The sequence below is a fragment of the Maribacter algarum (ex Zhang et al. 2020) genome (assembly GCF_005885635.1).
In the GTDB taxonomy this organism is placed as follows: domain Bacteria; phylum Bacteroidota; class Bacteroidia; order Flavobacteriales; family Flavobacteriaceae; genus Maribacter_C; species Maribacter_C algarum.
In genome coordinates, this window is the sequence record NZ_VATY01000001.1 from 1,352,329 (window position 1) to 1,369,159 (window position 16,831).

Genomic DNA, 16,831 nt, shown 5'->3' on the forward strand with positions numbered 1-16,831 from the left:
TTGAAAGTGTTATTCTAAAATACTTCTCCTTGGTCTTTTGGCAAAAGTACGATAATTCTTAGCCCTGTCAAGTCTCACGTTTTTATCCAACTTATTTTCTTTCAAAATTAGTTTAGCAAAATCATACCATGTCATCGCTTCACCATCGGTAAAATGTTGGATACCATAATTTTTACCATTTCTAGCAACGAGATTTAGGATGTAAGCAGCTAAATTGTTAGCATTTGTAGGACATCCCGTTTGTTCGTCCGTGATATTCAAGACGGATTCTGTTTTTGCCTTTTCAACAATAGTTTTATAGAAGTTCTTTCCAAATTCAGAGTATAACCACGAAGTTCTTATTATAAAATGTTCTTTTAAATTATTTTGAATATGCCGTTCGCCTGCTAACTTGGACTTCCCATATTCATTTATGGGATTTGTCTTATCTGATGTAGTATACGGGGACTTTTTCTCTCCGTCAAATACATAGTCCGTGGAAATATGTACAAGAGAGACCTTATATTCAAAGCAAGCCAGGGATAAATGTCGTACGGCTTCTGCATTAATAGCAAATGCCAGTTTTGGGGTCTTTTCAGCTTGTTCTACATTGGTATATGCAGCACAGTTAATACAATAATCAAAATTTTCCTTTGAAAATACTTCTGTTATTAGTTCAGGATTGGTAATATCAAAAGTCTTGGAGTTGTGGAAAACAAATTCAAATTTAGAGTACTTAGGTACTATTTTTTGGATGCATTTGCCCAACTGCCCATCTGAACCCGTTACCAATATCCTAATCATGGGAATAACTCTTTAAACTTAGGAAGTTCTTCGTCTTTCTGCGAGAGTATGATATCCTTTACTGGATATCCCCAATCTATTTGCAGGGTTTCATCGTTGTAAATAATCCCGTTTTCAGACGCTTTATGGTAGTATTCATCGCATTTATATGTAAATAGAGCTTCTTCTGAAAGTGTTACAAATCCGTGAGCCATACCTTTTGGTATAAAAATCATTTTATTGTTCTTACCAGAAAGATTGAGTTTGAAGTGCTGGCCAAATGTTTCACTTTTTTCTCTAAGGTCAACTACCACATCAAGCACTTCTCCTTGAACCACTCGCACTAATTTGGATTGCGCAAATTTTCCTTTTTGAAAGTGAAGTCCGCGAAGTACTCCTTTCTTAGAAATGGATTGATTGTCTTGCAAAAAATTGACTTGCTTCCCTATTGCTTCTTCAAACTTACTCTGATTATAAGACTCAAAAAACAACCCTCTTTCATCTTCGAAAACTTGAGGTTCTAAAACGAAACAATCCTTTAAATTTGTTGAGATACAATTCACAAATAGTAGTATTAAAGATGTAATAAGTATTCCCCATAGCCACTTTTTAGCAATGGTACCGCCAAACTATGAAGCTGTTTTTTATCAATATAGCCCATAGTATAGGCTACTTCTTCAATGGCACCTACCTTAAGGCCTTGTCTCTCTTGAATTACTTCAACTAATTGAGAGGCCTGCATTAGGGAGCTGAATGTTCCTGTATCCAACCATGCCGTTCCTCTGTCCAGAATACTTACCTGTAGTTTTCCCTCATTTAAATAGGCCCTATTTACATCTGTTATTTCTAATTCTCCCCGTTTACTCGGCTTAATGTTCTTGGCGATATCAATCACAGAATTATCGTAGAAATAGATTCCCGGAACTGCAAAATTCGACTTGGGTTTTTCTGGTTTTTCTTCAATAGAAATGGCTTTCCCTTTCTCATCAAATTCTACAACGCCGTAACGTTCTGGGTCTTGCACATGATATCCGTAAATAACTCCTCCATCAGGATTATTGTTCGTTTGAAGTAGTTTGGCCAATCCGGAACCATAAAAAATGTTATCTCCTAAAATGAGCGCCACTTTATCATCGCCAATAAAACTTTTCCCTATTATAAAGGCTTCTGCCAATCCGTTCGGATTCTCCTGAATCTCAAAATGAAAACTACAGCCCAGCTGGGAACCATCACCCAATAATCGAAGAAATAAAGGTGCGTCTTGAGGGGTAGTTATGAATAGTATTTCACGGATTCCCGCAGACATCAAGGTCGCCAACGGGTAATAAATCATAGGCTTATCATAAATAGGCATAAGTTGTTTACTTACCGCAATCGTTATGGGATGCAAACGTGTTCCTGAACCTCCTGCAAGTATGATTCCTTTCATTTTCTAAGCTGTTTGATATTTGCGAATATACCAAGCTATCGTCTTTTCTATTCCTGATTCAAAGTTCTCATCCGCTCTCCACTTGAGCTCTCCTTCAATTTTACCAGCATCTATTGCATAACGATAGTCATGACCTAACCTGTCTTTTACAAAACTAATCTGCTCAGAATAACTTCCAGAATTCTTGGGTTGAAGTTTATCTAACAAGCTACATATCTTTTGGGCAATGTAGAGGTTGTTATGTTCATTATTGCCTCCGATGGCGTAGGTATCTCCTGTTTTTCCACTGGTAAAAACCAATTTGATTCCCTTGCAATGGTCTAGGACATACAACCAATCACGTACATTTGAACCGTCACCATAAATGGGAATTTCCTCCCCATCCAAAGCTTTTCGTATAATAGTAGGTATCAACTTTTCATCATGCTGTTTCGGTCCATAATTGTTCGAGCAATTACTCGTAACAACATTTAAACCATAGGTGTGAAAGTAACTGCGCACCAAAAAATCAGAAGATGCTTTCGAAGCACTGTACGGACTATTGGGGGCATATGCCGTTTCTTCAGTGAAGAAACCTTCACTACCTAAACTTCCATAAACCTCATCAGTTGAAACATGATGAAATCTTGCGTTTTCGTAACTTTTTTTGGGGACATTCGGAGACTCCATCCAAAACTTTTTGGCAACTTCCAATAAGACAAAGGTCCCTTCAATATTAGTTTTGATAAAACTATCTGGTCTTTCTATTGAATTATCTACATGAGATTCTGCTGCAAAATGAATAACGCTATTAATCTGATATTTTTCAAATAGCTCTTCTATTAAGGCTCTATTACATATATCGCCTTCAACAAAATGATACCGCTTATTTTGAGCTATCTCTTCAAGATTTTGAAGATTTCCGGCATAGGTCAACTTGTCTAGATTGACTACTTGAACCTCGGGGTTATTTTCTAAAAAATAGGGAATGAAATTGCTGCCGATAAAGCCCGCACCTCCGGTAATCAAAACACATTGATTTGTGATCTCAATGGTCATACTATTCGATTTCTTTTGCCTTTCGACTTAAATAGTTAAAAAAGGAAAGCAATAAGAATCCCGCTACTAATAAAACAGGAATTAAGAAATAGGTTTGGTTAAAAAAGGACTTTTTCACTTCTTGGGTCTTTCCAAAATTTAATATACTTAAAACACCTGTTTGTTGGGCAACTTCCAGTCGCTTTACCTCTATTTCTTTTAAAAGCTCATTCTTCATCTGAATTAATGACGGTACATTTAAAGTATTCTCTTTTTCCATATACACAACGCCTGTACCCGACTTCTGTTTTTCAGCTAACAGCGCTTTTGAATAATTGTCCACAAGACCATCTATTTGTTCAATAAGCTGAGTGTTTTGCACTATTCGAGACTTGGCGTTCGCCGCATAGACGGTCTTCAGGTCATTAAAATACTCATTGGTATTTATATAGCCCATCATCTTTTCTACTATGGCCGGTCCTTTAGCGGCATCTTTGTAGGTGAAAGTAATTTTATGGTCTATTACGCTTTTTTCTGAAAGCTCAGAACGCAAAATATCAATTACAAAGCTTTCGTCTTTGAAGTTTTGAAGAACTTCTAAATACTTCATTTCATTTAAAATACTATCATCCGTCTTGACTTCTTCATCTTCTATTGCCTCAACTTCTATCTTAAAGCCCTCAAGGTCCGCTATAGAAATATCCATTGTGCCAAAAAAAGCTTCATTTCTAGACTTGATATTTGCCGCTAACTCATCGACAACGTCATACAAATAATTTTTGCTCTCAAAGTTAGGGCGGACAATAACGTCAGTTTTTAATTTTTTAGAAATAATCTGGTTCAGCCCAAAACTTATGGCCAAACCTAAAATCGCTAAGCCTATTAACTTTAAAATATTCCTTCTTAGATAAATGAATACCCGAAGAAAGAAATTACCAAGATTATGGAAACCCTTTTTAACCAGTTGCAACAATTGGCCCAAATCAATCTCGTCTGAAACGTTGGAATTTTTCGGTTTTATATGTTCTGCCATGTCTTACGCGTTGAATAGTTGATTCAAAATTTTATCGGTTATCAAATATGTTGGTTTTACACCTGTAGTACCCAATCCGCCCGAGGCCAATGTGCTTCCTGTTTCTAAAGGGTTATCGGAAGCGTAATATGCATATCTAACTTTTACATCTTCATTGATACTCTTGCGTATTTTAGATGCCGATTGAATTGCTTTCTGGTAATGCACCCCTTCCATTTCTAGTCCAATTACATTCCAAGTGGATTGATGGAAAAACTTCAAAATGTCTTTGTTCTGCAGGGATGTTCCTAAAACGGTTACCATTGTTCCCTCGAAAACTTTCAAACCATGTCCTTTGAAATCTGCTGCACACAATTCATTTTTAAAGGGATAATTATCTGCAGTGCCCTCAAAAATATGTGCGGACGGAATCATTAAATCTCCTTTTCCTCCCTCTAAAATACCTGCCTTTCCCATAATGGAAACAGAAGCAATATTCAAATAAATCGTGTCCTCTTCCTTATCTCCAAAGGGCTTTAGTAACTCATCAATCGTCTCATAAGCTTGTTCACCAAAAGCATAGTCCATAACAAAGATAACAGGTTTTTCACTATCGGGAAGACCCATCTCGAGTTCATAACAGCAGGCGTCTTTGCCGATTTTTGCCATGTCGAATATCTGTACATCGATGTTCGTACCTGATACATCATCGATTGAAATCATTCCATTTTTCTTTGCTATAGATTCCACCTTATCTCGCAAAACCTTATTTCCTGAAGAGCTCAATGCTTCATATATTTCCAAAGAATCAGAATTTGGAAACTCTTTTGCCAAGGCAGTTCGGGCAAATAAGGAATTCATGACACTATGCATATTGGCACTAATAATATGAATTGGTCGTTCTAGGAGATCATTTTTCTTTAGAGTTTCTTTAATCGTATCCGACCAACGCTCACCGTGAATATGGTGGCCAAGACGCTCACGTAATTGTGCGCTAAAAGTAATGACCCTTTTTTCACCCGTCACCTCCTCTTCTATGGCCAGTTTGCCCAACCACCAAACGATTTTTAAAAACCGCTCGGGATCGTCTTTGGTGGCGAATTTTTCATAAACCCATAGAACTTCTTCAAAACTTCTTCCCAGGATATTTGCAGTATGTATTAATGCTACTTCCCGTTCTGATTGACTCAACTCCTCTTTTTTTGCCGCATCTTCAAGTTTCGTCCAGTCACGAATAGTTTTGTCAGTATCTTCTATTAGAACCCGTTTACATATCTTCTCTGATTCGACAAAAAGAAAGGTCAAGTGAGTAAGAATATCATAAATATCAGAGCGACCTCTGGTAATCTCAATATTCATTTGTTCGTCATCGATACGATAACAGTTTCGCCTTCTTTTAGGAGGCACAATCGGCTTGAAATGTGATTTTCCATAGCCCTCATCAGATGTAAGGTTGATGAATCGGCACTGTTCAATACCTTCAGGCAAACGTTCTAAAACGTATATGAGTCCATTGAATTCGGCTTTCTCCTCAGCTATCGTACCGTAAATTTCAGGGCGTAATTGTAAGAGGGCATTTTTTAATGATTCTCCTGAGACTCCTGTTGGTTTGTAAAATCCTCGATTAAACAGGTGACGCATGGTGATATACAATCGCTCAATAGCATTGGTCGATTCTTGTGCGCGAGTAGTATTGGTTGTTTTGCTCATGAAAGAATTTCACGCAAAATTACAAATAAAAATCAGGTTTTAATGACTACCTTATAGCCCTACTTTTTGTAGGGTGAGCAGGTCTGCAACTTTTCTATCGTTCGCCAAGCGCTGTACTTTATTTTGCCCACCTAATTTTCCGATGGATTTCATATAGGCTTGGAATCCGCCTTTTTTAATGGCAGTGATATTTAAAGTTTGCAGGATTTTACCATCGACTAGATCAAAGTAATAACTATTTTGTTTTTGAAGGGATGAATCAAGTATTTCAATAAATTTTGTTTTATCCGATGGCTCTTTTTCAAATTCAATCAACCACTCATGATAAGGAAGCTGTTCTCCCTCTGGCGTAATCTGTGGTGCTACGGTAAATTCGTTTACTTGAGCATCAGTTTTCGAAATTGCCTCTTGCATTGCTTGCTCAACTTCTTTGGCAATTACGTGTTCGCCAAAGGCAGAGATAAAATGTTTTATCCTTCCGGAAACTATTATTTTATAGGGTTCAAGGGAAATAAACTGAATGGTATCTCCTAAGTTGTAAGCCCATAAACCAGCATTTGTTGAGATAATCATTACATAGTTTACATTAAGCTCAACATCCTTTAAGGTGATTCTTTGCCGATTTTCCTCAAAAAACTCATCCGATTTAACGAATTCATAGAAGATTCCTGATTTTAAGAGTAGAAGCATCCCATTTTCTGATTGGCAATTTTGATACGCAAAAAACCCTTCGCTTGCTGGAAAGAGCTCAATACTATCTACTTTACGGCCAATCAAACTTTCAAATTTTGAACGATAAGGTTCGTAATTGACGCCTCCGTAGATAAACAATTGAAAGTTCTTGAAAAGTTCTCCTATGGGTTTATTAGTCCTTTCGTAGAGTTTTTCAAAATACATCTGCACCCAGGAAGGAATACCTGCAATGACCGTCATATCTTCATCTTTGGTTTCTTCCACTATAGCATTTACCTTGGTTTCCCAATCATCTATGCAATTGGTCTCCCAACTTGGCAATCGGTTTTTTTGAAGATAATTCGGAACATAATGTGCGGATATACCTGATAATCGTCCCAGTTGAATTCCGTTCTTTTCCTGCATTTCAGGACTTCCCTGCAAAAAAATCATTTTTCCGTCAACAAAACTGGTATTCCCCGTTTCGTGTATATAGTTCAAAATAGCATTTCGAGACGATTCAATTTGATGTTTGATAGATTCCTTGGTAATAGGAATATACTTTGCTCCTGAGGTAGTGCCTGAAGTCTTTGCAAAATAAAGCGGTTTCCCTGGCCAAAGAATATTTTCTTTTCCATCAACCACTCTTTCAATATAGGGTTTGAGCTCCTCATAATCTCGAATGGGTACATTTTTCACAAAATCGGAATGAGTATGAATGGAAGTAAAATTATGGTCCTTACCAAACTGGGTTCCCGAAGCTTTTTTAATAATTTCTCTGAAAACCTGGTTCTGCGTTTCAATCGGATTTTTCACCCAACGCTCAACTCTTTTGGTAACGTTACTTGCAAAAATTTTGGCTCCCAAAGACTTTAAAGACATAATGCTTATTTAAAATCAATAAAATCTTGTGGGTTTATGGGCGCACCTTTATCCCACAACTCGAAATGAAGGTGGGGTCCTGTGGTCAACTCCCCAGTATTACCTACTGAGGCAATTACTTCTCCCGATCTAACAACATCACCTTGACTCTTGTTTAGAGAACCATTGTGCTTGTAGACACTTAAAAGACCGTCTTTGTGCTCAATAATTATCACATGGCCTGTATCCGCGGTCCACTCTGCGAAAATGACCATTCCGTCAGCGGTTGCCTTTACGGGGGTTTCTCTTGGCGCAACCACATCTATAGCATAATGTTTCTTTTTGGCATCATAAATTTGAGTGATTGTTCCACTTACTGGTGGAAATAAGACAATCTCGGTTTTTGCAGTGCTTCTTTCAAAAAGATTGTATTTGTCTTCAAGAGCAACTTCCGCCCGCAACAATGAATCTTGCTTAATAGGAGTTAAATCAACAGTTGAAGGGTCCAATTTAAACTGTTCTAACAATGAATCTCGATTAATCTCGTTATTCTCGATGTCTCCTTTTAAGACCATTCTAATATTATCTAAATACCTATTGGTATTATTCAAGACTCGAACTAAGGAATCAGTTTGATAGGTAAGGTCGGTCGCTTGTTTTTTCAATTTGGTTGAGGAATAGCCTGGAATATATTCCCGAAGTGGAGTAAAAGCTATTAACAATGTAGTCAATCCAATAAGTCCGATAATACATAGTGAGCCCGTGACGAAAACGTTGAGTCTGCTAAGTTTAAAAGATATTTTTTCTTCAAACGTACTTTCATTCAATATAACTAAGCGATACTTGTGAAGTAGCTTTCTTTTTATTTCCTTTCTTTTTTTGACTCCCTTCGCCATAGCTTACAAAGATAAACTTAGAATTGAATTACACATGGGTTCATATTAAATTTATATATTTCAGTAAAGCAAAAAGCTATTATTTGATTTACGGTTAAAATGTTCTCCTAGGTCATGACAATTAAAACACCTTGCTTAACGTTTGTATTAACAACAAACTAAATACTTTTTACTACCTTTGATATCCAATAAATTTTCAATTATGATAGCTCAAACATTTTTAGCCATTGGTGCTCCTCAAATTATATTAGTAGTAGTGGTTGTGCTTCTTTTATTTGGAGGCAAAAAGATTCCTGAATTAATGCGCGGATTAGGAAGTGGCATTAAAGAGTTTAAAGATGCTTCCAAAGACGATGAGAAATTAGAAGAAAACAAAGAATAATATATTCACTTTTTATATCAAACCCCTAGCAAAACTAGGGGTTTTTTGTTTCTCTCACCTAAGACTATTTCTTAACTTTCCGATTGCTTTGATCAGCTTATATCTACAAATTCTTAAGTGTCCTGTATTCTAGTATTTTACATACGCTTCTATCTTATCACACAACAATTCTCCCTTACCTCACAACATATTTTAATGTTTACGTATACAAATGTTAAAATCTACGTTAAGAGTATAATAATTAAAGTATTACTGCATGCCTAGCCCAAGGCTGGTAGTTTTGTGAGACCAAGTTTTGCGCTAACTATGATTGACCTACAGCCAAAAAACTCTTTTTTAAAGAAATCGGTAGCTTTTACAGCCTTCTTTTTCACTTTTTCACTTTTTGCAACCCAAATCGCTATTGCTCAAATTAATAATAATCGTTTTCGGGTAAACCTGAACTCTCTTGATATGGGGCCTTGTGGTGGTCCAAATGATTCACATTCACGTATAGGTGTTCTCGCCAAAAATAACACGGTCAATAATTTTGAGATTGCCTTTGATTTACCAGACGGTGTTAACTTCATACCTGGCACCGAAAGGATAACGTTTCAACAAGGATCGTCTGATTTCACTTTGACTGTAGTAGATATGTCTAACTTGAATGCTCCCGTCTTTAGACTTGAGCGTCCTGGCAATGCAAATTGGGAAGTCGCGGATCTCGTTCGGTTTCGATTTGATAAAACAGCATCTTGTGATGCAGTAACTTTTTCTTATGGCGGTGGACTTTTTAAAGATGCACACACCATCACTTATGATGATTTAAATGGGCCGCAATCCGCAAGCGACACGGACCCAACCATAAATTCATATAATTTTTTGCGTGCATATTTAGCCGTATTGAACTATAACAATATTACGGCTCGTGTTGACGATGTGGTAACTCGCCCAATTGAAGTGACCAATTCCGGCAACGGTAACATAACTTCTTTTACCCATAATGTGGTTGTAGGGTCAAGCTTAGGCTCATATACCTTAGCATTTAATGGTTCCTCTTTAACACCAACTTCTGTTTCAGGCAGTACTTATAGCTATACCATAGATTTTTCTCAAGCCCCTTTTGCAGGAAACATTGGAGATGGCGATTCTGAATTCGAAAATGAGACGGTATTTCTCGAAGAGACGTTTGCTGTTCTTGATTGCAATGATTTAGACATTGGTCACCAACCAACATGGGGGTGTAATCCATTAGAGATTTGTCAGGCTCTAGAACCGGTTAGCGCAGCTGTAGTTGTTAACGAAGAATTGCCTGAAATCAATGTGACCAAAATAAATGATCCATCAAATACCGATTTATGCCTTGCCACGACTTATACAGTTCGCATTAGTAACGACGCACCAACTGCAATTGCCTATAATGTTGAAATAAATACTGGTTTTGGTACAAACTCTTCGATTCTAACTTCCACAACGGAAAATGGAATGTGGGGAAATGACAGGCCGAATAATACGAAATCGTTATCTAATTTTCGTTTTGGATCAAACCCCTCTTTTACACCTGTTCAAAGGCCTTCAACACAATACACAGGTACAGGTGCAGGCTCCTATTTTGTGACCAATACACTATTCTCATCGGACCCTGATGGACCCGGGGGACTTGAAGACTTAGATGGTGATGGCTTTTTCGATGACATGGCGCCAGGAGAAAGTACTGATTTGTTATATGACCACAATGTTACTTCTAACAGTAATTCTTGTGGTGAAAACTATGCTTCATATGTTAGTTCATACTATCTCAGGTCTGATGCGTACGCCAATAATCAATGTGATAACTTCTCCCCAACCGGAAGGGAATTTTTGACCAATGCTTCTTTAGCTCGGGGAGCGTCTTCTCCATCGGCCCCAACAGACATCTTTGACGGTGTTGGCTTTAATGTCGGGATTCAAGGTATACTGTCCACGGGAGGCACTGATCCACTATTTTGCAATGGCACAAGAATGTTTTCAAATGATCCCAGCTCCTCATGGACGGTTACTATGAATGTTCCTGATGGAATTTCCTTGGATGGCACACCGGCCGGGTTTACACAGGTAAACCCAAATACAATTGTTTATTCCACAACAAACCTTCCAGCTGTAAACTATTTGGACATGAACGTCGATTTTCCACTAATAATGGATTGTGGCGTTTATTCAGGACCTACCAATGTACCCATTACATACACCACTCGGTATGAATGTGATTGTTTTGCCCAAGATATTCAGTGCGGTTCCGTGACAGGTATTAGGTCTCAGTGCCCCTCACCATGCAATGGCCCCGCAATCACTGCATTTGAAGCGCAACGAGAAACCGCGGGATGGACGGACGAATCCATGACAACTCGTGTAGTTCTAGACCCTAACGTTCACAATTTGGAAACCTACATGGCGAAGGATGAAATGGTTTTGCACGCAAGTGCGGTTATGTCAAACACTAATCCAAATAGCTTGTCTTTTACTTTGGATTATGAAACTCTAGGGGCTGCAGCCGGCGGAGCTGACATTATTCAATTCCTTAATGGAAGCATTACTATTAACGATTTGTCTTCAGGTGCTCAAACTGTCCCGATTACAGTTCCTCCAGTTATAAACACCAACGGCACTACTACACATAGCTTAACCTTTGATCTCTCTACTTATACAACGGCGATTAGTCCAACTTATACTTATGGAGAACCTACTGTGCCATTGGGTACACCTGAAGCAGATGAAATAGATTTGGAACTACATTTTGTGTTTGAAGAGGACTTCACTACGCATTCTTTCTTGGAGCTCAACAATTTCAGTGGATCCTTTTCAGATGAAAATGGGGTAAGCTGTAACATATTGGGAGATCGCGTTTTCTATTTCAAAAATCGGATTAGACCTTATGATAGACTTTCAACCAGCACAGAGGGGTGTACGGAAACTTTTATAGAACTATTAATAGAACAAAGATCTGTTTCAGGAGATCGCTTCCCGAACGAATATCGCCCGCCTTCTATTTGGCAATTCTCAGAATTAGAAATTCCAGCAGGAGCAACATTCACAGGTTTGGTGACCTCGACTGATTTTCAGGGAACTGACCCCTCAACCACGAATGGAGGTCTTACGGTAAGCCAAGTAGGGAATATTTTGACCATTACACCTACTAGTATTCAAGAATACGATCAAAGTGGAAACCATTATCCAAGAATACGTGTGCATTTACAAGGTAGTAGTATTTCGGCCCCATCCACTTTAGTAAATTGGACAACAAACTATGAAGAATTCTCCTATTCTTCTGCACCAGTCAATCAAACTACATCAGATACCCATAACTTTAATTTTACGCAACCAGACTACTCTTTAACATCAACGACCCCTATAGTAAGTGGTGATCGAGCCACAGCCCGATTCGAAGTAGACCTTTGTATGAACAGCCCTTCTGATATAGATTTTAATTGGCTACAAATCAACAATGGTTCACAATTTACAGTTCTAAGTGCGTACGAAATAGTTGGGGCAGCACAGAACCCTTTGACTTTTTCGTCAAATAGCGGCAGCAGTTGGGTGGAACTCGGGCAATATGTAGGAGGTACGACCTGTAAAAAAGTTGGCTTTGAAGTGGCTTTCACAGAATGTTCAAACTTCAACTTTACAGTTGAGAATGCATGGAGTTGTACGGGCTATCCTACGGACTTTTCTATCCCAAACTATCTCAATCCATTAGTGCTTCGATTAGAGCCAAAAGAAGCTGCATTGCAAATTGCTATTGTTGACGAGCCTTCAGATACAATAGACACTTGTTCTAGTTTCAATATTGATATCGAGTTACGAAATGCAGGTAATGGGGATTTAATCAATCCCATAGTGACTTTTGATATACCTGGCGATGCAACTAGCCTAGTACTGAATGGTATAAATCTGGAGTACCCAAGGAATTCGGGAGATATACAGACAATTTCTTCAAATCTTACAGGTAACACGGTCACCTTGAATATTCTTGATCATACTGCCATCGCAGCAGGCTCAGGAATTCAAGGGTCTATTAATGCTAGTGTAATTGATGAGCAAATTGCCTTGATTCAACTGGACTTAAGTGTTCAGTGTAATTTCAGCTCTAACACCGCATTTACATACGAGGCAACAGGATATAATCCATGTGGAAGTCCGGCTACCGGAAATGGTAGTCGTTTATCTACAAATCCGTTAGTCGTTACTGGTGCAGAGCCGACCTATGATGCTATCAGTAATATTACGGTTCCTCCGGGAGGTCTTTTTGCAGGATGCAACACAGAAACTATTACCGTACAAACAACGATTGTTGGGGGACCGAGTTCTAGTTTAGATTACGCTAGAATTATTCTGCCAGATGGACTTGCATTTGATGAAACTAGCTTTGTTTCCAATAATCCCGCATATCCTGTAAGCTATGGATCAGTTACAACAGTGGGCAACCACGAAGAGTTTACAGTGCAAATGCCCGACGGAGCTAATAATGGGGCCGATCCAAGCTATTCATTCGACGTTACTTTGAAGAACACCACAACAACTTGTTCTCCCGGCACTCGTATAGAAGTGAATAACTATGTCGTTACAAGCGCCTTAACTTGTGGAGCGGTTTCTTGTGGAACCACCGAAATCGCCAACGGCAGTACTTTTGAGGATGTAATAATAACAAAACCCGAATTAATTGAATCTACCTTCACTACCAATTCGGATTACACCACTGACGGAATTGGCAATTATGAATATCATATCGAATTTGGAGTGGAGAATACTGGAACAGTAGATATTGCATCTGGTTTTATCTATAATGTATACTGTGCCGATGGTGCAGGAACAAGAATCGGTTCCTCAGTCTACAATGGAACCGTAAACCAAGCAATTCCTGCTGGGAGTTCGATAAGCGAAGACATTTTCTTCAGCACCAACTCCTTTTGCGGAGATAATTCAAATATGGTTGTGGAATTTGTGCCCTCTGATACGAATTGTCATTGTGATGTGTTGTCAATACCACTGGTGTCTGAACCAGAAGTTGCCGATTTGGAAGTTACTAGTTCAGTAAATCCTGTCAATGCAAACATTGGCAATACGGTTACGTTCACAATTGATGTTGTGAACAATGGTCCTTTCGACGCTGAAAATGTGGTTATTGAAAACATAGTACCTGCAGGTTACACAATAACGGGAATCAACGATGGCGGCACACAATCTGGTAATACAATTACTTGGCCACAATTTGACTTAGCGAATTCAAATACGTCAAGTTTTAGCTTTACTGCTACTGTTAATACACCAACCGGAGCTGCCAATGAATTTGATTCTATTAGTCAAGTTGTAGCCGTCGATGAATACGATAACGATTCAACCCCTAACAATTATGATGGCTTGCCGCTTGAAGATGATGAAGCGATTGTTTCTGTTCATGTATTGACTTCCGATCTGGTTTTGACCAAGGGACTCAGTGCTGCTTCAAATACGAATCCTAATATAGGGGAAACGGTGACCTTTGAGTTGTTAATAAATAATAATGGCCCCGATGGAGCAAATAATGTTTCCATTGAAGATGTCGTGCCATCAGGTTACACTATCGGAATTATAAATAATGGAGGAACCGTCGTTGGGAATACCATATCATGGAATATCGCGAATGTACCGGTTGGAAGTATGGCGCTTTCTTATGAAGCAAGTTTGAACGCACCGAACAATGTAGCTGGTGAATATACCAATATTGCTCAAGTTACCGCTTCGGAGCAATATGACCCAAATTCGACACCAAACAATGACGATGGCGATCAGAGCGAGAACGACGAAGCAAACTTCACTTTGCCAGCACCGACAGCTGACCTTGAACTTATAAATACCATTGCACCGAGCCCTGTAAACCCAGGAGACACTGTTACGATTTCCGTGGAAATCATTAATAACGGCCCCAATGACGCCACCAATATTGAAATTGAGAACATCGTGCCTATAGGTTTTACCGTCTCTAACATTAATAATTCTGGTACGCAAACGGCCAATGTCATCAACTGGAATGTATCGAACGTAGTAATTGGGACGAGTATCACACTAACCTATGAAGCTATTGTTAACTTACCCAACAGTGTCGTGAACGAATATCTCAATACAGTTCAGGTAATAGCTGTGGATCAAAACGACTTGGATTCATCCCCAAATAATGATGATGGAGATCAAAGTGAAGATGATGAGGATAATGCTTCGATACTACTGAATTCAGTAGACCTTAATTTGTCTAAAGGTTTGGGTGCGGCTTCACCTACACAACCAAATATTGGTGATAACGTAATCTTCGAAATTACGGTTACCAATAATGGAAGTAGTGACGCATCGAATGTATCAATTGAAGATGTTGTTCCTTCTGGATATTCCATCGGGACTATTAACGATGGCGGAACTGCGACTGGAAATACCATAATTTGGAATATCACAACTCTAAGTAGCGGAAATCAAGTGCTTTCTTATGAGGCGACCTTGAACGCACCTACCAACACGCCAGGTGAATATACTAACATAGCGCAAATAACAACATCTGATCAATACGATCCCGATTCAACTCCGAACAATGATGACGGAGACCAAAGTGAGGACGATGAAACCAGTTTTACAATACCGGCACCTACAGCAGATTTGGAAGTTATTAATACGATTTTGCCGTCTTCGGCAAATCCAGGAGATACCATTATTATTTCAGTGGAAGTAGTAAATAATGGAACTAATGATGCTACAAATGTAGCCGTAGAGAACATTGTTCCTTCAGGCTTCACTGTATCGAATATAGCCAATTCAGGAACTCAAACTACAAATATCATCAATTGGAATTCTTTGAATATACCAAATGGTACAAGCGCTATTTTGACCTACGAGGCCATTGTTAATGAACCGATAAACACAGTCAATGAGTATTTCAATACAGTTCAGGTGGTTGGAGTAGACCAGGGCGACAGTGATTCGAACCCAAATAACGATGATGGAGATCAAAGTGAAGATGACGAAGATAACGCAACGTTAATGTTGATTTCTGCAGATTTAAGCTTGACCAAAGCCTTAAGCGCTACTTCTAATAGCATGCCAAATACAGGCGATACTTTAATCTTCGAACTTACGGTGACCAACAATGGAGGTAATGTTGCCACGAATGTTTCTGTGGAAGATGTTGTTCCTTCTGGATATACAATCGGGACAATTAATGATGGGGGTATTGCCACCGGAAATACTATCTCATGGAGCCTTGCTAATTTAACGGTTGGAAGTCAGGTACTTTCCTATGAAGTAACCATGAACGCACCAACAAATACGGATGATGAATATACTAACATCGCTCAAATAACAGCATCGGATCAATACGATCCTAACTCCAGCCCTAACAATGACGACGGCGACCAGAGTGAAGATGACGAAGCAAATTATACTATAGGTTCTCCTATTTTAGATCTTGAGATTGTCAAAACTGTTGATAATTTACAGGCGGTTGCGGGCGATACACTGTTATTCAGAATTGAAGCAACCAACGGCAGTCTCTATGATGCTACTAACATAGGTATCGAAGATGTGCTCCCCGATGGTTTTGAATTTATTTCGACTAATACGGACAATGGGTCCTATGATCAAGCTATCGGTTTATGGGAAATACCATTAATATCCGCTGGGTCAAGTTCCTCTTTAGAAATGAGCGTCATGGTCACGGAGATAGAGAATTATACCAATATTGCCGAACTAAGTTATTTAGATCAAATTGATGACAATATTGCAAATGATAGAGATGAGGTCACTATTTCTGTAACACAGGAAGAATGTCTTACGGTATTCAATGAGTTCTCGCCCAACAACGACGGAGCAAATGACACTTTCTTTATCGAGTGTATCGAGGATTATCCCAACAACACCCTTCAGGTTTTCAATCGTTGGGGAACGAAGGTGTTCGAGATGAATAACTACGACAATAGTTGGGATGGAACTTCACAAGGTCGTGCAACTATTAACGAATCAGAAAAACTTCCTGTAGGAACGTATTACTATACACTAGAACCAGGAGATGGAATCACACCACCTAAAGCAGGATGGTTATATATCAGCCGATAAAA

The 16,831-nt window shown here is 38.8% G+C and carries 10 protein-coding genes; 2 read left to right on the plus strand and 8 right to left on the minus strand.

Going from position 1 to position 16,831, the window contains the following annotated elements; all coding sequences use genetic code 11:
* Nucleotides 1-9: 9 nt before the first annotated feature.
* From rfbD to FEE95_RS05890, 8 genes are read right to left on the minus strand one after another with little or no spacing between them, the layout of a single operon-like run.
* Entirely contained in the window at nt 10-783 is a 774-nt protein-coding gene (gene rfbD / locus FEE95_RS05855) for a dTDP-4-dehydrorhamnose reductase (protein ID WP_138656888.1), read from the minus strand.
* Entirely contained in the window at nt 780-1,325 is a 546-nt protein-coding gene (gene rfbC / locus FEE95_RS05860; RefSeq protein ID WP_138656889.1) for a dTDP-4-dehydrorhamnose 3,5-epimerase, read from the minus strand. The genes rfbD and rfbC overlap by 4 nt, the downstream gene beginning before the upstream one ends.
* An 11-nt stretch (nt 1,326-1,336) precedes the next feature.
* Nucleotides 1,337-2,191, minus strand: a complete 855-nt coding sequence (gene rfbA / locus FEE95_RS05865; protein ID WP_138656890.1) for a glucose-1-phosphate thymidylyltransferase RfbA — start codon at nt 2,189-2,191, stop codon at nt 1,337-1,339.
* Between the two features lie 3 nt (nt 2,192-2,194).
* The gene (rfbB, locus tag FEE95_RS05870; RefSeq protein WP_138656891.1) at nt 2,195-3,229 is read right to left on the minus strand and encodes a dTDP-glucose 4,6-dehydratase; all 1,035 of its coding nucleotides are present in this window, start codon (nt 3,227-3,229) and stop codon (nt 2,195-2,197) included.
* A 1-nt stretch (nt 3,230) separates the two neighbouring features.
* On the minus strand, nt 3,231-4,241 hold the full coding sequence (locus FEE95_RS05875; protein ID WP_138656892.1) for a hypothetical protein: 1,011 nt from the start codon (nt 4,239-4,241) through the stop codon (nt 3,231-3,233).
* A gap of 3 nt (nt 4,242-4,244) precedes the next feature.
* A complete protein-coding gene (locus FEE95_RS05880; protein WP_138656893.1) occupies nt 4,245-5,930 on the minus strand; it encodes a DUF6909 family protein in 1,686 nt (561 codons plus the stop codon).
* A 51-nt stretch (nt 5,931-5,981) separates the two neighbouring features.
* On the minus strand, nt 5,982-7,484 hold the full coding sequence (locus tag FEE95_RS05885; protein WP_138656894.1) for a GH3 auxin-responsive promoter family protein: 1,503 nt from the start codon (nt 7,482-7,484) through the stop codon (nt 5,982-5,984).
* Between the two features lie 5 nt (nt 7,485-7,489).
* Nucleotides 7,490-8,359, minus strand: a complete 870-nt coding sequence (locus FEE95_RS05890) for a M23 family metallopeptidase (protein WP_138656895.1) — start codon at nt 8,357-8,359, stop codon at nt 7,490-7,492.
* Nucleotides 8,360-8,561: 202 nt separating this feature from the next.
* Here FEE95_RS05890 and tatA point away from each other — a divergent pair, with 202 nt between their 5' ends.
* Both tatA and FEE95_RS05900 read left to right on the plus strand, forming a co-directional pair.
* On the plus strand, nt 8,562-8,741 hold the full coding sequence (gene tatA, locus FEE95_RS05895; protein ID WP_138656896.1) for a twin-arginine translocase TatA/TatE family subunit: 180 nt from the start codon (nt 8,562-8,564) through the stop codon (nt 8,739-8,741).
* 306 nt (nt 8,742-9,047) lie between these two features.
* The gene (locus FEE95_RS05900) at nt 9,048-16,829 is read left to right on the plus strand and encodes a T9SS type B sorting domain-containing protein (protein ID WP_138656897.1); all 7,782 of its coding nucleotides are present in this window, start codon (nt 9,048-9,050) and stop codon (nt 16,827-16,829) included.
* Nucleotides 16,830-16,831 lie beyond the last annotated feature (2 nt).

Coding starts and splice junctions, on each gene's coding strand:
- rfbD (WP_138656888.1), bottom strand. CDS start 783: ATGATTAGGATATTGGTAACGGGTTCAGATGGGCAGTTGGGCAAATGC.
- FEE95_RS05875 (WP_138656892.1), bottom strand. CDS start 4,241: ATGGCAGAACATATAAAACCGAAAAATTCCAACGTTTCAGACGAGATT.
- FEE95_RS05880 (WP_138656893.1), bottom strand. CDS start 5,930: ATGAGCAAAACAACCAATACTACTCGCGCACAAGAATCGACCAATGCT.
- tatA (WP_138656896.1), top strand. CDS start 8,562: ATGATAGCTCAAACATTTTTAGCCATTGGTGCTCCTCAAATTATATTA.
- FEE95_RS05900 (WP_138656897.1), top strand. CDS start 9,048: ATGATTGACCTACAGCCAAAAAACTCTTTTTTAAAGAAATCGGTAGCT.
- rfbB (WP_138656891.1), bottom strand. CDS start 3,229: ATGACCATTGAGATCACAAATCAATGTGTTTTGATTACCGGAGGTGCG.
- FEE95_RS05890 (WP_138656895.1), bottom strand. CDS start 8,359: ATGGCGAAGGGAGTCAAAAAAAGAAAGGAAATAAAAAGAAAGCTACTT.
- FEE95_RS05885 (WP_138656894.1), bottom strand. CDS start 7,484: ATGTCTTTAAAGTCTTTGGGAGCCAAAATTTTTGCAAGTAACGTTACC.
- rfbA (WP_138656890.1), bottom strand. CDS start 2,191: ATGAAAGGAATCATACTTGCAGGAGGTTCAGGAACACGTTTGCATCCC.